We start from the raw sequence: 14,646 nt of genomic DNA on the forward strand, positions 1-14,646 counted from the left end.
TTCTCATTGTGCCTGTCCAAGGCGCCCGGCAAGGGGCGCGGGGCACTGCGCGACCAGCCACAACGGTCCCGCAGTGCCCCCACGCACCTCGGCCACGCTCACTCGACGGCGGTCACGGTCCCCGCCCCCACGGTCCGCCCGCCCTCACGAACGGCGAACCCGAGCCCCGGCTCCAGAGGCACCTCACGCCCCAGCTCGACGGTCATGGCGACCGTGTCCCCGGGGCGCGCGACGGCGGCCTCCCCCAGGTCCACGGCCCCGACGACGTCCGCCGTACGGATGTAGAACTGCGGCCGGTACCCGGTGGCGACGGGCGTCGAACGCCCGCCCTCCGCCGCCGACAGCACATACACCCGCGCCGAGAACCGCCGCCGCGGCGCCACGCTCCCCGGCGCGGCCACCACGTGCCCCCGCCGCACGGCGTCCCGCGGCACCCCGCGCAGCAGCAGCGCCACGTTGTCCCCGGCCTGCGCCTCCTCCATCGGCTTGCCGAAGGTCTCCAGACCGGTCACCACGGTGTCCACGCCGGCGCCGAGCACCTCGACCCGGTCGCCGACCCGCACCCTGCCCCGCTCCACCGCGCCGGTGACGACCGTCCCCCGGCCGGTGATGGTGAGCACGTTCTCCACGGGCAGCAGGAACGGCGCGTCCACGTACCGCTCGGGCATCGGCACATAGGTGTCGACCGCGTCGAGCAGCGCGTCGATGGACGCCGTCCACCGCGGGTCGCCCTCCAGCGCCTTCAGCCCCGAGACCCGTACGACGGGCGCGGCGTCACCGCCGTAGCCGTGCGCCGTGAGCAGGTCGCGGACCTCCAGCTCGACCAGGTCGGTGAGCACGGCGTCCTCGCCGTCGTCGACGGCGTCGGCCTTGTTCAGGGCGACGACGATGTGGTCGACGCCCACCTGCCGGGCGAGCAGGACGTGTTCGGCGGTCTGCGGCATGATCCCGTCGAGCGCGGAGACGACGAGGATCGCCCCGTCGAGCTGCGCGGCGCCGGTGACCATGTTCTTGACGTAGTCGGCGTGGCCCGGCATGTCGACGTGCGCGTAGTGCCGGGTGTCGGTCTCGTACTCGACGTGCGCGATGTTGATCGTGATGCCGCGCGCCGCCTCCTCGGGGGCGCGGTCGATGCGGTCGAACGGCACGAACGTGCCGGCTCCGCGCTCGGCGAGGACCTTGGTGATGGCGGCGGTCAGGGTGGTCTTGCCGTGGTCGACGTGCCCCATCGTGCCGATGTTCAGGTGCGGTTTGGTGCGCACGTATGCCGTCTTGGGCATGGCGATACCCGAAGCCTCTCAGGGAAGGGTGCTGAGTGATGGCCCCGGCTGCGGCGGAACGCCGGCCGGGACGGGGACCCCTGGGAAATCGCCGACCCTCCCCCTGCGGGGTCCGCCGGACGATCCGGAGAGGGTCAGCTTCGGGCGCCGTCGACAGCGGCCGTGAGAACGGGAACGGCAGCCTTCGGGGCATCCGCGACGGCGGATGCTGCGAGGACGAAGGCGTACCGGAACATGGGACAGATCCTCGCCGACGGTCCGACCGGTGTCGAATGGTTTTCCCCGGGGGAGTTGGGGGGCGGGGCCGCACGGAAGAGAGAGGCACCGTCCGCATGACCGACATGACCACGGCCGAGTGGTGGGAGCTGCTGCCGGCCGGCATCCGCGCCCAGGCCGACGGATACGTCCTTCAGGACGCCCTGCTGCCGGCGGTCCGGGTCGTCTGGGAGGCCGGCCGGGCTCGGGGGCTGGGGCTCGCCGAGGCCCAGCTCGTCGTCCACGACCGCTACCGCCACCACGGCGACCGCGTCGCCCGCACCCCCGACAGCCCGCTCGACCTCGAGTCGCTGACCGCCCGTGCGGCGGGCGCGCCCGGCCGCGTCGTGGCCGTGGAGGCCGTCTGGGACGGGGACACCGTGCACGACTGGTTCGTGGAGCTGGTGGCGGTCACCGCCGACCCCGAGGGGGAACTGCCGCTCGCCACCGTCCACCGGTCCGCGGCCGCCCGGCACCTCGGCGACGAGGACCCGTTCCCCCGGCACCCGTCGGCCGCCGTGGCCGGCCGGGTCGGCGCGGCCCTGGCCGCCCACCTCTCGGTCCCCTTCCGTTTCGCGAGCCCCGACACCCCCGACGACGAGGCACCCCGCCGGCGGCCGTGACGCGCGCTCAGCCGCCGATGTTCTTCAGCGCCTCCCGGACCGTCAGCGGAGCGAACCGGCCCCGCTCACGGGACAGGAAGGCGCGGACGGCCCCGGGGTCGGTCTTGGCGTACTCGCGCAGGGCCCAGCCGATCGCCTTGCGGACGAAGAAGTCCGGGTGGCCGGACCGGTGCAGGCAGTGGGCGAAGAGGCGGTCGGCGTCGGTGCGTTCCTTGTAGCGGAGTTGGTGGAGCAGGGCGGCGCGGGCGACCCACAGGTCGTCGTCGGTGATCCAGGCGTCCATGTCGGCCGTGAGGCGCGGGTCGGCGGCGACGAGGGCGCCGACGACATGGGCGGCGAGCGGGTCGACGGTGTCCCACCAGGGCACGGTGGTGACGAGGTGGCGGGTCACCGGCAGGAACGCCGAGGTGCAGCGTCGGGCGTGCCGGCGGAGGTAGTCGACGGCGAAGTAGTGGTATTCGCGCTGCGGCAGCGCCCAGCAGCGCAGGGCGATCGCCGTGCAGTCGGCCTCGTCGGGGCGGGACGTGCCCGCCAGGACGGCACGGGACAGGGCCCGGCGCTCGGGTGTGGGCAGGCCCAGGAAGGGCGCCACGTCCTTCATGTACGCGCGCATGGCCGCCGCCCGGACGGGATCGGCCGCGCCGGCGTACGCGGCGGTCAGCCGCTCCATCACGGCGTCGGCGAGAGCGCTGGGCGGTACATCGACCGTTTCCGCACCTGTGACGGTCATGAGACGAACCATACGGCGATCACACATGTCCGTCGGTTAGTGTCGCCGGATGCTCGATGCCACCACCCGCTCTGGGGGCACCGCCACGGCCTCTCCCCGGGCCGCCGCCACGGAGCTCGTCGTTCCCGTGCCCGTGCCCGTTCCCGTCGTCGCCGCGCCCACGCCCGCGCCCGACGGTCTCGCCGCCCGCTGCACCAGAGTGCTGCTCTCCCCCTGGTCCCGTTTCGCGCTGCTGGTCGCGCTGCTGGCGGCGGCCGCGTCGAGCGTGCTGCTCTTCGAACCGCAGAAGCTGCTCGCGGAGGGCTGGCCACCCCAACTGGGCGGCGCCACAGCGGCGCTCGTGTTCGCGGTCGCGTACGGGCTGTGCACGGTGGCGTTCGTGCCGCGGCCGCTGCTGAACCTGGCCGCGGGCGCCCTGTTCGGCTCGCAGCTGGGCCTCGGCGCGGCGATGGGCGGCACGGTGCTGGGGGCGGGAATCGCCTTCGGACTGGGCCGGGTCCTCGGGCAGGACGCGCTGCGACCGCTGCTGCGGGGCCGGTTGCTGAAGGCCGCGGACGGCCAGTTGAGCCGGCACGGGCTGCGCTCGATGCTGGCGGCCCGGCTCTTCCCGGGGATCCCGTTCTGGGCCGCGAACTACTGTGCCGCCGTCTCCCGCATGGGCTGGCTGCCGTTCCTGGTCGCGACCGCGCTCGGCTCGGTCCCGAACACGGCCGCGTACGTGGTGGCCGGGGCCACCGCCTCTTCCCCGACCTCGCCGCTCTTCCTGATCGCGATGGCCGCCATCACCCTGCCCGGCCTGGCGGGCGCGGTGGTGGCGTGGCGCAAACGCCACCACCTGCGCCGCCGCTGACGCCCCAGAGGCCTGGGAAGCCCTGGCCACTGAGACCACCGGGACTGTCGGGACATTGAAAGCGCTTCAGACCCCTTCGAGGATCATCGCGTTGGCGAGGCCGCCCGCCTCGCACATCGTCTGCAACGCGTAGCGGGCGCCCCGTTCCCGCATCGCGTGCACCAAAGTCGTCGTCAACCGGGTCCCGCTCGCGCCGAGCGGGTGCCCGAGGGCGATCGCGCCGCCGTGGACGTTGACCTTGGCGAGGTCGGCGCCGGTCTCCTGCCGCCAGGCCAGGACGACGCTGGAGAACGCCTCGTTGACCTCGAAGAGGTCGATGTCGTCGAGGGACAGGCCCGCCCTGCGCAGCACCTTCTCGGTGGCCGGGATGACGCCGGTGAGCATCAGCAGCGGGTCCGACCCGGTGACGGCGAAGCTGTGCAGACGGGCGAGCGGGCGCAGCCCCAGGCGGGCGGCGGTCTCGCTGGAGGTGATCAGCACGGCCGAGGCGCCGTCGTTGATCGGGCTGGCGTTGCCCGCGGTGACGTTCCACTCGATCTGCGGGAAGCGCTCGGCGAAGGCCGGGTCGTAGTAGGCGGGCTTGAGGCCGGCGAGGATCTCGGTCGTGCTGCCGGGCCGTACGCACTCGTCGCGGGCGACGCCGTCCAGCGGCGCGAGTTCCGCGTCGAAGAGGCCCTTCTCCCAGGCCTCGGCCGCCCTGCGGTGCGAGGAGACCGCGAAGGCGTCCATCTGCTCGCGGGTGATCGACCACTTGGCGGCGATGAGTTCGGCGCTGATGCCCTGCGGGACGAGGCCCTCGGGGTAGCGCTCGGCGATGCCGGGGCCGAAGGGGTCCTTGCCGGGCGGCACGTTCGACCACATCGGCACCCGGCTCATCGACTCGACCCCGCAGGCGACGACGAGGTCGTACGCGCCGGAGATGACGCCCTGCGCGGCGAAGTGCACGGCCTGCTGGGAGGAGCCGCACTGCCGGTCGACCGTGGTCGCGGGCACCGTCTCCGGGAAGCCCGCCGACAGGGCGGCGTAGCGGGTGGTGTTCATGGCCTGTTCGCCGACCTGGTCGACGGTGCCGCCGATGACGTCGTCGATCAGCGCCGGGTCGACGCCGGAACGCTCGACGAGGGAGCGCAGGGTGTGGGCGAGGAGTTCGACGGGGTGCACGTGGGCGAGCGCACCGTTCGGCTTGCCCTTGCCGATCGGGGTGCGTACGGCTTCGACGATGACTGCGTCACGCATGTGCGGGCCTCCTTGGGCCGCCGGGCCCCTTCGGGCCACCCGGGCGATTACCAGTGAGTAGGAAATCCGAACTCACCATAACGCTGTGAGTTGGAAAATCAAACCCTCGCCTAGACTGGGCTGCATGGTCGCCTCCTCCAAAGACCCGCGCCCCTGCTCCATCGCCGACGCCCTGGCGCTCGTCGGCGAGAAGTACTCCCTGCTCGTCCTGCGGGAGGTGTGCCTCGGCAACAGCCGCTTCGACCAGCTGGTGCGCAACATCGGCGCCCCACGCGACATCCTGACCACCCGCCTGCGCCGCCTGGTGGACGCCGGGATCCTGACCAGGCGCGTCTACAGCGAGCGCCCGCAGCGCTTCGAGTACCGGCCCACACAGGCGGGGCTCGACCTGGAGCCGGTCCTGATGACGCTCATGGCGTGGGGCGACCGCCATCTCCGCAAGGACGACGATCGCCCCATGGTGGTCGAGCACATCTGCGGCCACGAGATGGTCCCGGTGGTCATCTGCGCGGCCTGCGGCGACGAGGTCCGCCACGAGGACCTGACGGCCCACCCACAGGCACCGGGATGGACGGTGGCGGGACCGACTGCGGCCTGAGAGGCTCCGGCCGCCCGCTCCGCGAGACGGGACTCTCCCCGAAGCAGGACTCTCCCCCGAGCGGGACTCCCTCTGAGCGGTCTCCGCGATACCGACACCCTCTGACGCTCCGGGCACGTCACGCGCCCGGAGCGGATCGGATCACCGGCCCGGCGCCCGCTCCGGCCGGCCTCCGTGAGTCCTCACCACGGATGCGCCTCCAGGTACTTGGCGATCTCCTCCCGCTCCCACGCGCCGTCGGCCACGACGACGCGGTAGCGGCGGGTGAGCGTGTCGCCGGGGGCGAGCTCCAGCTCGTCGTAGAAGGCCCAGGACGGGGCGATGCCCGCGAAGGGCTCGTTGCGGACGAACCAGTGGGCGGGGTGGGCCCCCTCAGCACCGGAGTGGTCGTTCTCGGGGGCGTGGGCGACGACGACGGTGGCGTGGCCGTCGGTGCCGTCGTGCTCGCCGGACAGGGCGAGCCAGGGGTTCTGCGTGCCCATCAGCTCCGGACCGTCGCCCTCGGGGCCGATGATCCGGCCGCCCCGGAAGGCGCGCGGGCCGCGCCAGAACAGGCCGGTGTAGCCGGCGCCCTCGCGTCCGGCGGTGGTGGGGCTGCCGAACCGCAGCGGCTCCGGTCGCCGGTTGGTGATGGCGCTGGTCCAGGTCAGCGCCCAGGAGCCGAAGGCCTGGTCGACGTCGTGCACCTCGATCCGGCGCCGCTCCTCGGCCCACAACTCGCCGCTGTACGGATGCCAGGTCAGCCGCTCGGCGATGACGGCCCGGTCCCCGTCGGCCGCCACCTCGTCGAAGGCGACGTGAACCATCGACCCGACCCGTTCGGGGAGTTCGAGATACCCCTCGCCGTGGACGTAGCTGTTGCCGCCCCACAGGTTCGCGCCCGAGAGATGGGACGCGGTCAGCGACAGACCCTTGTGCCAGCGGTGGTCGTTGGGCCGGTAGTCGGTGACGACGTCGCCCGCGAGCGTGCGCAGGGGGTGGAGGTACGGCTTCGGCGCCTCCCAGGCGGCCTCCGGCCGGTAGACGTAGGCGAGCAGCTCGACGCCGGTGGCCGGGTCGGTCACGGTGATGCGGTCGCCGTGCGCGTGCACGAGACGCAGGCCGGTCACGCGGACACCTCGGTGGGTACGGCCGCGGCGGCCGGTGCCCAGCCGGGGGTACCTCCGTGCAGGGCCGTGTAGAAGGGGTCGCCGGGGCCGATCTCGCCCCGCTTCACCGTCGTGTCCGTGAACGCCGACTTGTACAGCGCGGTGATCAGCTCCAGGCTGGTGCGCCCGTCGGCGCCGCTGCTGCGCGGCCGCTCCCCCGCCCGCATGCTCGCGACCAGCGCGCGCAGCTGCGCCAGGTGCGAGCTGGGCACGTCCGCGCCGAAGTCCTGCCAGGCGGCCGCGCGGTCGCCGGGGACGCCGGGGGCCGGGGTGATGCGCCAGTTGGCGTTGCTGTGGCCGTAGAGATGCGTGAGCTCGACGGTGGCCTGCTCGCAGTCGATGCGGATACGGCTGACCTCGTCGGGGCTGAGCACGCTGTTCACGATCGTGGCCAGGGCGCCGTTGTCGAAACGGACCAGCGCCGTGGACACGTCCTCGGTCTCCACGTCGTGCACGAGCCGGCCGGCCATGGCCCGCACCTCGCTCCACGGACCGAGCAGGTCCAGCAGGAGGTCCATCTGATGGATGCCGTGGCCCATGGCGGGACCGCCGCCCTCGGTCTGCCAGCGACCGCGCCAGGGGACGGCGTAGTAGGCGGTGTCGCGGTACCAGGTGGTCTGGCAGTGCGCCACCAGCGGCCGCCCGAGCGCCCCCTCGGCCAGCAGCCGCCCGACGTGCCGGGAACCGGACCCGAAGCGGTGCTGGAAGACGATCGAGGCGTACGGGCCGCCCTCGGCCACCTCCTCCGCCTCCACGGCGTCGTAGTCGGCGAGGGTCGGCACCGGCGGCTTCTCGCACCACACCCAGGCGCCGGCCCGCAGCGCGGCCACGCTCTGCTCGCGGTGCAGGGTCGGCGGGGTGCAGATGGTCACCAGGTCGGGACGCTGCTCGGCCAGCATCCGCTCCAGGTCGGTGTAGGCGTGCGGAACCCCGCCTTCCGCGCAGAAGGCCTCGACCGCGCCGGCATCGATGTCGACGGCCGCGACGACCTCGGTCTCCCCCTCGGCCGCCAGCTGGTCGAGGGCGGGCAGATGGGAACCGCGGGCGATGGCGCCGGTACCGATGACCGCGGCGCGAATGCGGCGGCCGGCGAGCGGAGCGGATGCGGATGGGGTCATGGGCGTGATCAGCACTCCTCCGACGAACGACCGGACCGACGAGCGTCAGCGCGACCGGCAGCAAGCGCTTTCACTCCGGCAGCAAAGTAAGCGGAGGCCGGGCGACCGGTCAACACATCGGCCCAGCTGGGACGCCGCGCGCGCTTCCCCTCCGCCGTCCCCTTCGAAACCCCTGTGTCGGGCCTGTCGCCCGGGGACGCTACGCTGCCTTCGAACACCACTTGATCACCGCGCGCGGCGGCCCGCCGTGTCCGTCGCCCCTCTCCGATCGGCACTTGGACTCCGTAACCTCATGTCTTGGTTTGAATCCCTCATCCTCGGACTCGTCCAGGGGCTGACCGAGTTCCTCCCCGTCTCCTCCAGCGCGCACCTGCGGCTGACCGCGGCCTTCTCGGGCTGGGACGACCCCGGGGCCGCCTTCACGGCGATCACCCAGATCGGCACGGAGACGGCGGTGCTGATCTACTTCCGCAAGGACATCGGGCGGATCATCTCGGCGTGGTCGAAGTCGCTGTTCGACAAGACGATGCGCAAGGACCACGACGCCCAGATGGGCTGGCTGGTGATCGTCGGCTCCATTCCGATCGGTGTGCTCGGCGTCACGCTCAAGGACCAGATCGAGGGCCCGTTCCGGGACCTCCGGGTCACCGCGACGATGCTCGTGGTCGTCGGCATCGTCATCGGTATCGCCGACCGGCTGGCCGCGCGCGACGAGAACGGCGGGCGTCACCGCGCCCCCAAGCAGCGCAAGTCCCTGGACGACCTGGGCGTGAAGGACGGCCTGATCTTCGGCCTCTGCCAGGCCTGCGCCCTCATCCCGGGCGTCTCCCGCTCCGGCGCCACCATCAGCGGCGGTCTGTTCATGGGTTACAAGCGCGAGGCGGCGGCCCGTTACTCGTTCCTCCTCGCCATTCCCGCCGTGCTGGCCTCCGGCGCCTTCGAGTTGAAGGACGCGATGGAGGGCGGCCATGTGGACTGGGGGCCGACGGCGTTCGCCACGGTGATCGCCTTCGCGTCCGGATACGCCGTCATCGCCTGGTTCATGAAGTTCATCAGCACGAAGTCCTTCATGCCGTTCGTCTACTACCGCGTCGTCCTCGGCATCGTGCTGATCGGCCTGGTCATGGCGGGCGTGCTCAGCCCGCACGCGGCCGAGTCGGCGGGCTGAGCGAGCACGCCTCCGGCGGCCGGCCGTGGCCCTCACCCAGCAGTTCGCCCGCGTCTCCCCCGCCTACCTCTCCCGCTGCCGGGAGTCGTCCCTCGACTCACCGGACGGGACGCCGGGCTGGGCCCCTCCGGGCGAGGGCCTCCGGAGCCACGAGCGCCGACGCGGGCATGATCTCCTCTGGGCCGACTCAGAACACCACGACCAGCCGCCCCGGTCGGTCGAGCGGTGGCCGTGACCAACCCCATACGGTCTGGGTAGCCGCCCGGTAGCGCACTGTCAGTGCTTGCGCCTACGCTGTTGCGCATGTCCCCCAGTTCTGTTGCCCCTGGTTCCGTGCGGTCTGCCGCCGAGTTGAACGAGCAGATCCGGGCACTGTGGCTGCGCGCGGGCGGCTCCCTGTCGGCCCAGGAGCGGGCGGAGTACGAGCTGCTGGTGGTGGAGTGGGCGGCGGCGATGCAGGGCGAGGTCGTCGAGGCGGCCTGAGACCGCCGACGGTCCGACTTCCCGCCTCTCACCCCAGGCGCCGCCGCCTTCCACCCTCACGCCAGGCCCCGCTGCACAGCCCCTCACGACGGGCCCCGTTGCGCTGCCCGCCCCAGGACGGGCCCCGCTGCCCTCGCCCTTTCACCGCCCGCCAGCCACCCGCACCACCGCCCCCGTCGCATACGACGCCTCGGGGGACATCAGCCATGACACGGCCGCCGCGATCTCCTCGGCCTGGCCCGCTCGCCGCAGCGGGATGGAAGCGGCGGCCTGACGGGCCCGGTCCGGAGCGCCCATCGCGGCATGCATCTCGGTGTCGATCATGCCGGGCGCGACCGCGTTGACGCGGATGCCGTCGGGGCCGAGTTCCTTGGACAGGCCGACGGTGAGGGCGTCGAGGGCGGCTTTGGTGGCCGCGTAGTGGACGTAGTCGCCGGGGCTGCCCAGGGTCGCGGCCGCGGACGAGATGTTGATGATCACTCCGCTGCAGCGTGGCGTCATCAGCTGCGCCGCCCGCCGCGCGCACAGCAGCGCGCCGAGCAGGTTCACGTCCACGACCCGGCGCAGATCGGCGGTGTCGGTGTCGGCGAGCCGGCCGAGGGGCCCGGTCACACCGGCGTTGTTCACCAGGCCCGTCACCGGCCCGAGTTGACCCTCCGCCACCGCGAACAGCCGCTCCACGTCCGCCTCGACGGACGTGTCCACCCGCACGGCGACGGCACGGCCACCGGCGTCCCGCACTCCGCCGGCCACCGCCTCCGCGGCTCCGGCGTCACGGACGTAGCCCACCGCCACATCGTGCCCGTCGGCCGCGAGCCGCCGGCAGACCGCGGCGCCGATGCCCCTGCTGCCGCCGGTGACGACGGTGACGAGCCGCTTCATGACTGCCCCTCCCGACCTGACGTCCCATCAACTTCCTTGCGCCGATGACCGATCGGCGTCCCCCTCCGGAGTAAGGGAGCGACCTGCTACGACGGGACGGCCACACCGGTGTGCGGCTCGTCGGTCTCCGGTTCCTGCGGCGGATCGCTGAGCTGCTCGCGCACGTAGTTCCAGACCACCGCGATCACCGCGGCGACCGGTACGGCGAGCAGACTGCCCACTATGCCGGCCAGGCTGCCGCCCAGCGTCACCGCCAGCAGGATCACCGCCGCGTGCAGGCCGAGCCCGCGGCTCTGGATCATGGGCTGGAACACGTTGCCCTCGAGTTGCTGCACCACGACGATGATGGCCAGCACGATCAGCGCGTCCGTCAGGCCGTTCGACACCAGGGCGATGAGAACCGCGACGAAGCCGGCGAACAGGGCGCCCACGATCGGCACGAACGCGGAGACGAAGGTCAGCACCGCCAGCGGAAGGACCAGGGGCACCCCCAGAATCCACAGACCGAGGCCGATGAAGACGGCGTCGAGCAGACCGACCAGTGCCTGGGACCGCACGAACGCGCCCAGGGTGTCCCAGCTGCGCGCGGCCACGGCCGGGACGTCATCGGCGAGCCGGCCGGGCAGCTGGCGGGCGAGCCACGGCAGGAACCGCGGGCCGTCCTTGAGGAAGAAGAACATCAGGAAGACCGCCAGGACGGCGGTGATCACGCCGTTGACCACGGTGCTCACCCCCGTGACGACAGCGGTGACCATGCTGCCGAGACCGTCCTGAGCCCGGGCGACCGCGGTGTCGAGCGCCTTGGTGATCTGGTCGTCACCGATGTTCAACGGCGGCCCGGCCGCCCACTCCCGCAGCTTCTGCAGGCCTTCGACGACGCCGTCGGAGAGTTCGCCGGACTGGGAGGCCACCGGCACCGCGATCAGCGCCACGACGCCCACGGAGCCCAGGAGGAACAGCACGGTCACGGCCGACGCGGCCAGGGCGGGGCGCCATCCGTGACGACGCAAAAAACGCGTCAGGGGCCAGGTCAGCGTGGTGAGGAGCAGACCGACGATGAGCGGCCAGACGACCGACCACATCCGGCCCAGCACCCACAGGGCCACGGTGAGCATGAGGAGTGTCAGCAGCAACTCGACGGAGATACGCGCCGATGTGCGCAGCGCGGCACGTGTCTTCGTGGGACTCAGCGTGGCAGACATGGGGTCACCCTATGGGTACGCAGGTCACCCGCCGCTGTGGGGAGTGCCCACGTGGTGGCCCCTGCCTGCTTCCGCAGACGCGCCAGCCCCTCCTCGTCCACCGCTTCGGCTCATGTGGCGGGTCCGCACGCTGTCATGCCGAAGCCACCACCTCGCCGGCCATGACCTGGGGAGGGTTGGGGAGCAGTGACGCAAGGTTGTCCCGCACGAAGTCCGCAGCCCTCGAGATCGATTCTTCGGCACCGGCCTGGTCCTGGAAGACGCTGGTCGAGACCATCACTCCGTCCCCGGCATCGATCCAGTAGTAGGCCACGAAGCCGGACACCTGACGCATGAGCGGCACGAACCCCTCGTTCACGATTCGTGCGGCCTCGGCCGAATCGGTCACCCCTTCGTACCGCCGGACTGCTGCGTACATCGCCAAGCTCCTCACAGCGTTCTGGATTCGTCTTCCGCTGAGACGTCGTACCCCTGCGACGGCTGCCCGGCTCATGAGGCGTCCGGCAATCACCTGAAGGGCCGCCTCGGGTGATCCGAACGGCGGCCACCGGCCCGGACACACGGCCCTGCGCACGTCTGACATGAGAAGACGTCGCTGAAAGACGTGGAGTGGAGCGGCCTGAGCCGGTGGCTCCCGCAGCGCGGAAGGGGCTGTGAACGCGGCTTGACGATCCATGCCAAGCCGCGTTCACAGTCCTTTCGTTCCGCTTCGTCAGTACCAGCGGACCTGGCCGGCCGCGCCCTGGCCCGTGCCGGCGGCGTGGCGGAGAACGCGCAGCGGGCCGTCAAGGAGCTCGTCGGCGTCGTGGTCGGGATCGTCACCCAGGCCGGCCAGCCACGCGTGGATCCGCTCGACCGCGTTCCGCCGCTGGGCTCCGGTCAGAGCGAGGGTTTCCTCGGCCGCAGGCAGTTGGGCGCGGACTTGCTCGGCGTCGAGCAGGAAGTCCCCGAACCAGCCTGGCAGCCGCAGCACCGCGTCGGGACCCAGCGCGTAGGCCAAGGCCGAAAACGGGCTGGCCTTGCGTGCCACGGCCGCGAACCGGCCCTCCTCGGCATCGGGCGGAAACTGGTCCATAACAGCGTCGCGCAGTGCCTCCACGTGCTCGGATCCGTCACGGCAGGCGTCGAGGAATGCGCTCAGCCGGAAGGCGTCCTGGTCGGCGCTCCAACTGCCAGGAGAGGTCGTCGACGCGCTGAAGAGGGACTCCTGCGCCCTGCCCCGCCACCAAGCCAGCTCCCCCGGCACATCTCCGTGCAGCGACGCGGGTACCGGCGACGAGCCCTGCACCGCAGCGCGCAGCAGGTCCCTTGCCTTCTCGTCAGGCACCGCGCCAACGATCCACACACCCGTGACGCTCAACCCTGCCTCCCGCTGCTGCTCCGACCCCGGCGACCTGATCATGCACGACTCCGGGCGCCCTCGACATCGGGTCCCGCCTCCGGGTTTCCGCCCACCCCTGGGTCCCTCACAGCTTCGGCGCCGGCCTCTTCGGACCGGTGGTACTTGCGGCGGATGCGGTCTCGCACGGTCAGGTGTCGGGGCTGTTCCTGCGACTGTGGTCGGCCCGGCGAGTCCACAATGAGAGGTCGCTGCTCGTCGCGACGGCGATGGTCTGCCCGCCGGGCGAGAAGCCGGCTGCTCGGAGTGCGGAGTAGTCGGAGTGAAAGATGTGCCACCACCGCTCTCCCTGTGGGCCGCGGTGTGGCAGTCCGCCGCCGCGGGAGAGCAGGACACGCTCGTGGGGCCAGGCCGGGACGGCAACCTCCAGCCTCCAGCCGTCCCCGGTGGTGGTGTGCAGCCCTCCCCCGAAGAGCCCGGCGATGTGCACCCTGCTTCCGGCGATCGGTCCCAGCCCCGGGCACGAGAGATCGGCAGCGGCATCAGGAGTGCTGTCCTCGGGGTCGGGATCGCGATCGCGGGCGATCTTCTCTCCCGTGACGGCGTCGAAGAGACCGTGACCGTCGTGTGAGACGACCATCACCAGATCGTGGCCGGTGTCGGGATGCGACGCGAAACCGATCCCGAGGAGCCCGCCGACCGGGACGAAGGGAACGGGCTGCCAGGGTTCGGGGGCAGGCACCACAGGAGCCGCGAGGAGCTGCTTCCGCATCGCCTGTTGGTACGCGGAGAGCTCTGGCTCGAGATCCGGCGGCTCGACCGGAGCTTCCTTCTTCGTCCACTTCATCACGGCTCCCATGACCGGCGAAGCAGCGGGAGTTCGCCCTGCGGACGTCCCGGCAGATCGACCTGCCGACCGGCCACCACCCGTTTCTGTCCCACCCGGGACTGCTGGCCGATGTGATCGGCGACATCGCCGGGGGAATCGACGCGCCTGCCGCTTGAACAAGCAATGCCAGGCACTACGGCGACGCCGTCCGCGCGGCTGACGAGGCGGAGCACAGCTCACTGACCGCATGGCCGCGCGCGTGGATTGTCATCCCGGGGAACCTTCGCACCGTTCGGCGACCTCGCCCGGCCCCAAGCGCAGGTGTGCCAGCACATCGTCCCCTGCGGCGTAGGGACGCTCCTCGGGCAGCAGTCGGGCTGCGGAGTCCAGATCGCCGTCACGGACGAGTGCGTGGGTCTCGTGGGCGAGTGGAGTCACGTCCCTGATGGCAACGATCCACTCGTCCGCGTAACGTCGTACGGCTTCGCCGGAGAGTCCGAGTTGCAGCGACCGGTACGGCAGAGGCCGCAGCCGCAGATCGCGCTCGGGATCCCACTGCACCCGCGCCGGCGCCCGCTTCAACTGCCGCTTCCACTCGGCCTGGTCACCGTGCAGCTCAGGCACATGGTGTGAGAGACATGCACGCCGCAACGCCCACTCGAAGCCCTCCCGGCTGATCTCGACGGCCAGGACGGTCTCCTGGCCCTCCTTCTGACCCCAGCCGCAGCGGTACATCATCCACAGGAAGGACGGCTTGATCCGCGTCAAGCCGCCTTCACAGTCCTTTCTGCAACCGGCGCACACAGGGCGTCCAGCGATGGGGAAGCGACCGTTTAGGTTCTGCGGCCTGGCATCGTCCTGGTTACCCTCCAGTCACCTTGACCTGCAGGGATGGACCGACGGTG

General features: G+C 71.7%; 16 protein-coding genes. 5 read left to right on the top strand and 11 right to left on the bottom strand.

Annotated features, from left to right (window positions below):
* Nucleotides 1–98: 98 nt before the first annotated feature.
* Entirely contained in the window at nt 99–1,280 is a 1,182-nt protein-coding gene (tuf, locus tag ACPT94_RS18070; protein ID WP_360342280.1) for an elongation factor Tu, read from the bottom strand.
* A 332-nt stretch (nt 1,281–1,612) separates the two neighbouring features.
* Here tuf and ACPT94_RS18075 point away from each other — a divergent pair, with 332 nt between their 5' ends.
* On the top strand, nt 1,613–2,158 hold the full coding sequence (locus ACPT94_RS18075; RefSeq protein WP_425246278.1) for a hypothetical protein: 546 nt from the start codon (nt 1,613–1,615) through the stop codon (nt 2,156–2,158).
* Nucleotides 2,159–2,165: 7 nt separating this feature from the next.
* Here ACPT94_RS18075 and ACPT94_RS18080 read toward each other — a convergent pair whose 3' ends face one another.
* Nucleotides 2,166–2,888, bottom strand: a complete 723-nt coding sequence (locus ACPT94_RS18080) for a DNA alkylation repair protein (protein WP_360342274.1) — start codon at nt 2,886–2,888, stop codon at nt 2,166–2,168.
* 49 nt (nt 2,889–2,937) lie between these two features.
* Between ACPT94_RS18080 and ACPT94_RS18085 the strand changes: the two genes are divergently transcribed.
* Nucleotides 2,938–3,738: a TVP38/TMEM64 family protein gene (locus tag ACPT94_RS18085; RefSeq protein ID WP_425246279.1), complete on the top strand. Its 801-nt coding sequence runs from the start codon at nt 2,938–2,940 to the stop codon at nt 3,736–3,738.
* Nucleotides 3,739–3,804: 66 nt separating this feature from the next.
* Here the strand turns inward: ACPT94_RS18085 and ACPT94_RS18090 are convergent, their stop codons facing one another.
* Nucleotides 3,805–4,974, bottom strand: a complete 1,170-nt coding sequence (locus ACPT94_RS18090) for a thiolase family protein (protein WP_360342268.1) — start codon at nt 4,972–4,974, stop codon at nt 3,805–3,807.
* A 124-nt stretch (nt 4,975–5,098) separates the two neighbouring features.
* Here ACPT94_RS18090 and ACPT94_RS18095 point away from each other — a divergent pair, with 124 nt between their 5' ends.
* Nucleotides 5,099–5,572: a winged helix-turn-helix transcriptional regulator gene (locus tag ACPT94_RS18095; RefSeq protein ID WP_360342265.1), complete on the top strand. Its 474-nt coding sequence runs from the start codon at nt 5,099–5,101 to the stop codon at nt 5,570–5,572.
* 182 nt (nt 5,573–5,754) lie between these two features.
* Here the strand turns inward: ACPT94_RS18095 and ACPT94_RS18100 are convergent, their stop codons facing one another.
* Nucleotides 5,755–6,681 (bottom strand): DUF6807 domain-containing protein, encoded by a 927-nt coding sequence (locus ACPT94_RS18100; RefSeq protein ID WP_360342262.1) that lies wholly within the window; start codon nt 6,679–6,681, stop codon nt 5,755–5,757.
* A complete protein-coding gene (locus tag ACPT94_RS18105) occupies nt 6,678–7,838 on the bottom strand; it encodes a Gfo/Idh/MocA family protein (RefSeq protein WP_425246280.1) in 1,161 nt (386 codons plus the stop codon). The genes ACPT94_RS18100 and ACPT94_RS18105 overlap by 4 nt, the downstream gene beginning before the upstream one ends.
* Nucleotides 7,839–8,130: 292 nt before the next feature.
* Between ACPT94_RS18105 and ACPT94_RS18110 the strand changes: the two genes are divergently transcribed.
* Both ACPT94_RS18110 and ACPT94_RS18115 read left to right on the top strand, forming a co-directional pair.
* Nucleotides 8,131–9,006, top strand: coding sequence for an undecaprenyl-diphosphate phosphatase (locus ACPT94_RS18110; RefSeq protein WP_360342256.1), 876 nt, complete (start codon nt 8,131–8,133; stop codon nt 9,004–9,006).
* A 303-nt stretch (nt 9,007–9,309) separates the two neighbouring features.
* A complete protein-coding gene (locus ACPT94_RS18115; protein WP_360342253.1) occupies nt 9,310–9,489 on the top strand; it encodes a hypothetical protein in 180 nt (59 codons plus the stop codon).
* 141 nt (nt 9,490–9,630) lie between these two features.
* Here ACPT94_RS18115 and ACPT94_RS18120 read toward each other — a convergent pair whose 3' ends face one another.
* From ACPT94_RS18120 to ACPT94_RS18145, 6 genes are all read right to left on the bottom strand, one after another.
* Nucleotides 9,631–10,371: an SDR family NAD(P)-dependent oxidoreductase gene (locus ACPT94_RS18120; protein ID WP_425246281.1), complete on the bottom strand. Its 741-nt coding sequence runs from the start codon at nt 10,369–10,371 to the stop codon at nt 9,631–9,633.
* Nucleotides 10,372–10,457: 86 nt separating this feature from the next.
* Nucleotides 10,458–11,573: an AI-2E family transporter gene (locus ACPT94_RS18125; protein WP_425246282.1), complete on the bottom strand. Its 1,116-nt coding sequence runs from the start codon at nt 11,571–11,573 to the stop codon at nt 10,458–10,460.
* Nucleotides 11,574–11,706: 133 nt separating this feature from the next.
* Entirely contained in the window at nt 11,707–11,991 is a 285-nt protein-coding gene (locus ACPT94_RS18130) for a hypothetical protein (protein ID WP_360342244.1), read from the bottom strand.
* Between the two features lie 294 nt (nt 11,992–12,285).
* The gene (locus tag ACPT94_RS18135) at nt 12,286–12,900 is read right to left on the bottom strand and encodes a hypothetical protein (protein ID WP_425246284.1); all 615 of its coding nucleotides are present in this window, start codon (nt 12,898–12,900) and stop codon (nt 12,286–12,288) included.
* 202 nt (nt 12,901–13,102) lie between these two features.
* Nucleotides 13,103–13,759: a hypothetical protein gene (locus tag ACPT94_RS18140; protein ID WP_425246285.1), complete on the bottom strand. Its 657-nt coding sequence runs from the start codon at nt 13,757–13,759 to the stop codon at nt 13,103–13,105.
* A 249-nt stretch (nt 13,760–14,008) separates the two neighbouring features.
* Complete coding sequence (locus ACPT94_RS18145) at nt 14,009–14,560, bottom strand: DUF4291 domain-containing protein (RefSeq protein ID WP_425246306.1); 552 nt, start codon at nt 14,558–14,560, stop codon at nt 14,009–14,011.
* Nucleotides 14,561–14,646: the final 86 nt, after the last annotated feature.

The sequence above is a fragment of the Streptomyces aurantiaciflavus genome, assembly GCF_049808595.1.
GTDB lineage: Bacteria > Actinomycetota > Actinomycetes > Streptomycetales > Streptomycetaceae > Streptomyces.

Excerpts from the sequence above, each read along its gene's own strand:
- ACPT94_RS18095 (WP_360342265.1), top strand. The coding sequence starts at position 5,099 with ATGGTCGCCTCCTCCAAAGACCCGCGCCCCTGCTCCATCGCCGACGCC.
- ACPT94_RS18130 (WP_360342244.1), bottom strand. The coding sequence starts at position 11,991 with ATGTACGCAGCAGTCCGGCGGTACGAAGGGGTGACCGATTCGGCCGAG.
- ACPT94_RS18115 (WP_360342253.1), top strand. The coding sequence starts at position 9,310 with ATGTCCCCCAGTTCTGTTGCCCCTGGTTCCGTGCGGTCTGCCGCCGAG.
- tuf (WP_360342280.1), bottom strand. The coding sequence starts at position 1,280 with ATGCCCAAGACGGCATACGTGCGCACCAAACCGCACCTGAACATCGGC.
- ACPT94_RS18075 (WP_425246278.1), top strand. The coding sequence starts at position 1,613 with ATGACCGACATGACCACGGCCGAGTGGTGGGAGCTGCTGCCGGCCGGC.
- ACPT94_RS18125 (WP_425246282.1), bottom strand. The coding sequence starts at position 11,573 with ATGTCTGCCACGCTGAGTCCCACGAAGACACGTGCCGCGCTGCGCACA.
- ACPT94_RS18120 (WP_425246281.1), bottom strand. The coding sequence starts at position 10,371 with ATGAAGCGGCTCGTCACCGTCGTCACCGGCGGCAGCAGGGGCATCGGC.
- ACPT94_RS18085 (WP_425246279.1), top strand. The coding sequence starts at position 2,938 with ATGCTCGATGCCACCACCCGCTCTGGGGGCACCGCCACGGCCTCTCCC.
- ACPT94_RS18110 (WP_360342256.1), top strand. The coding sequence starts at position 8,131 with ATGTCTTGGTTTGAATCCCTCATCCTCGGACTCGTCCAGGGGCTGACC.
- ACPT94_RS18105 (WP_425246280.1), bottom strand. The coding sequence starts at position 7,838 with ATGACCCCATCCGCATCCGCTCCGCTCGCCGGCCGCCGCATTCGCGCC.
- ACPT94_RS18080 (WP_360342274.1), bottom strand. The coding sequence starts at position 2,888 with ATGACCGTCACAGGTGCGGAAACGGTCGATGTACCGCCCAGCGCTCTC.
- ACPT94_RS18090 (WP_360342268.1), bottom strand. The coding sequence starts at position 4,974 with ATGCGTGACGCAGTCATCGTCGAAGCCGTACGCACCCCGATCGGCAAG.
- ACPT94_RS18140 (WP_425246285.1), bottom strand. The coding sequence starts at position 13,759 with ATGAAGTGGACGAAGAAGGAAGCTCCGGTCGAGCCGCCGGATCTCGAG.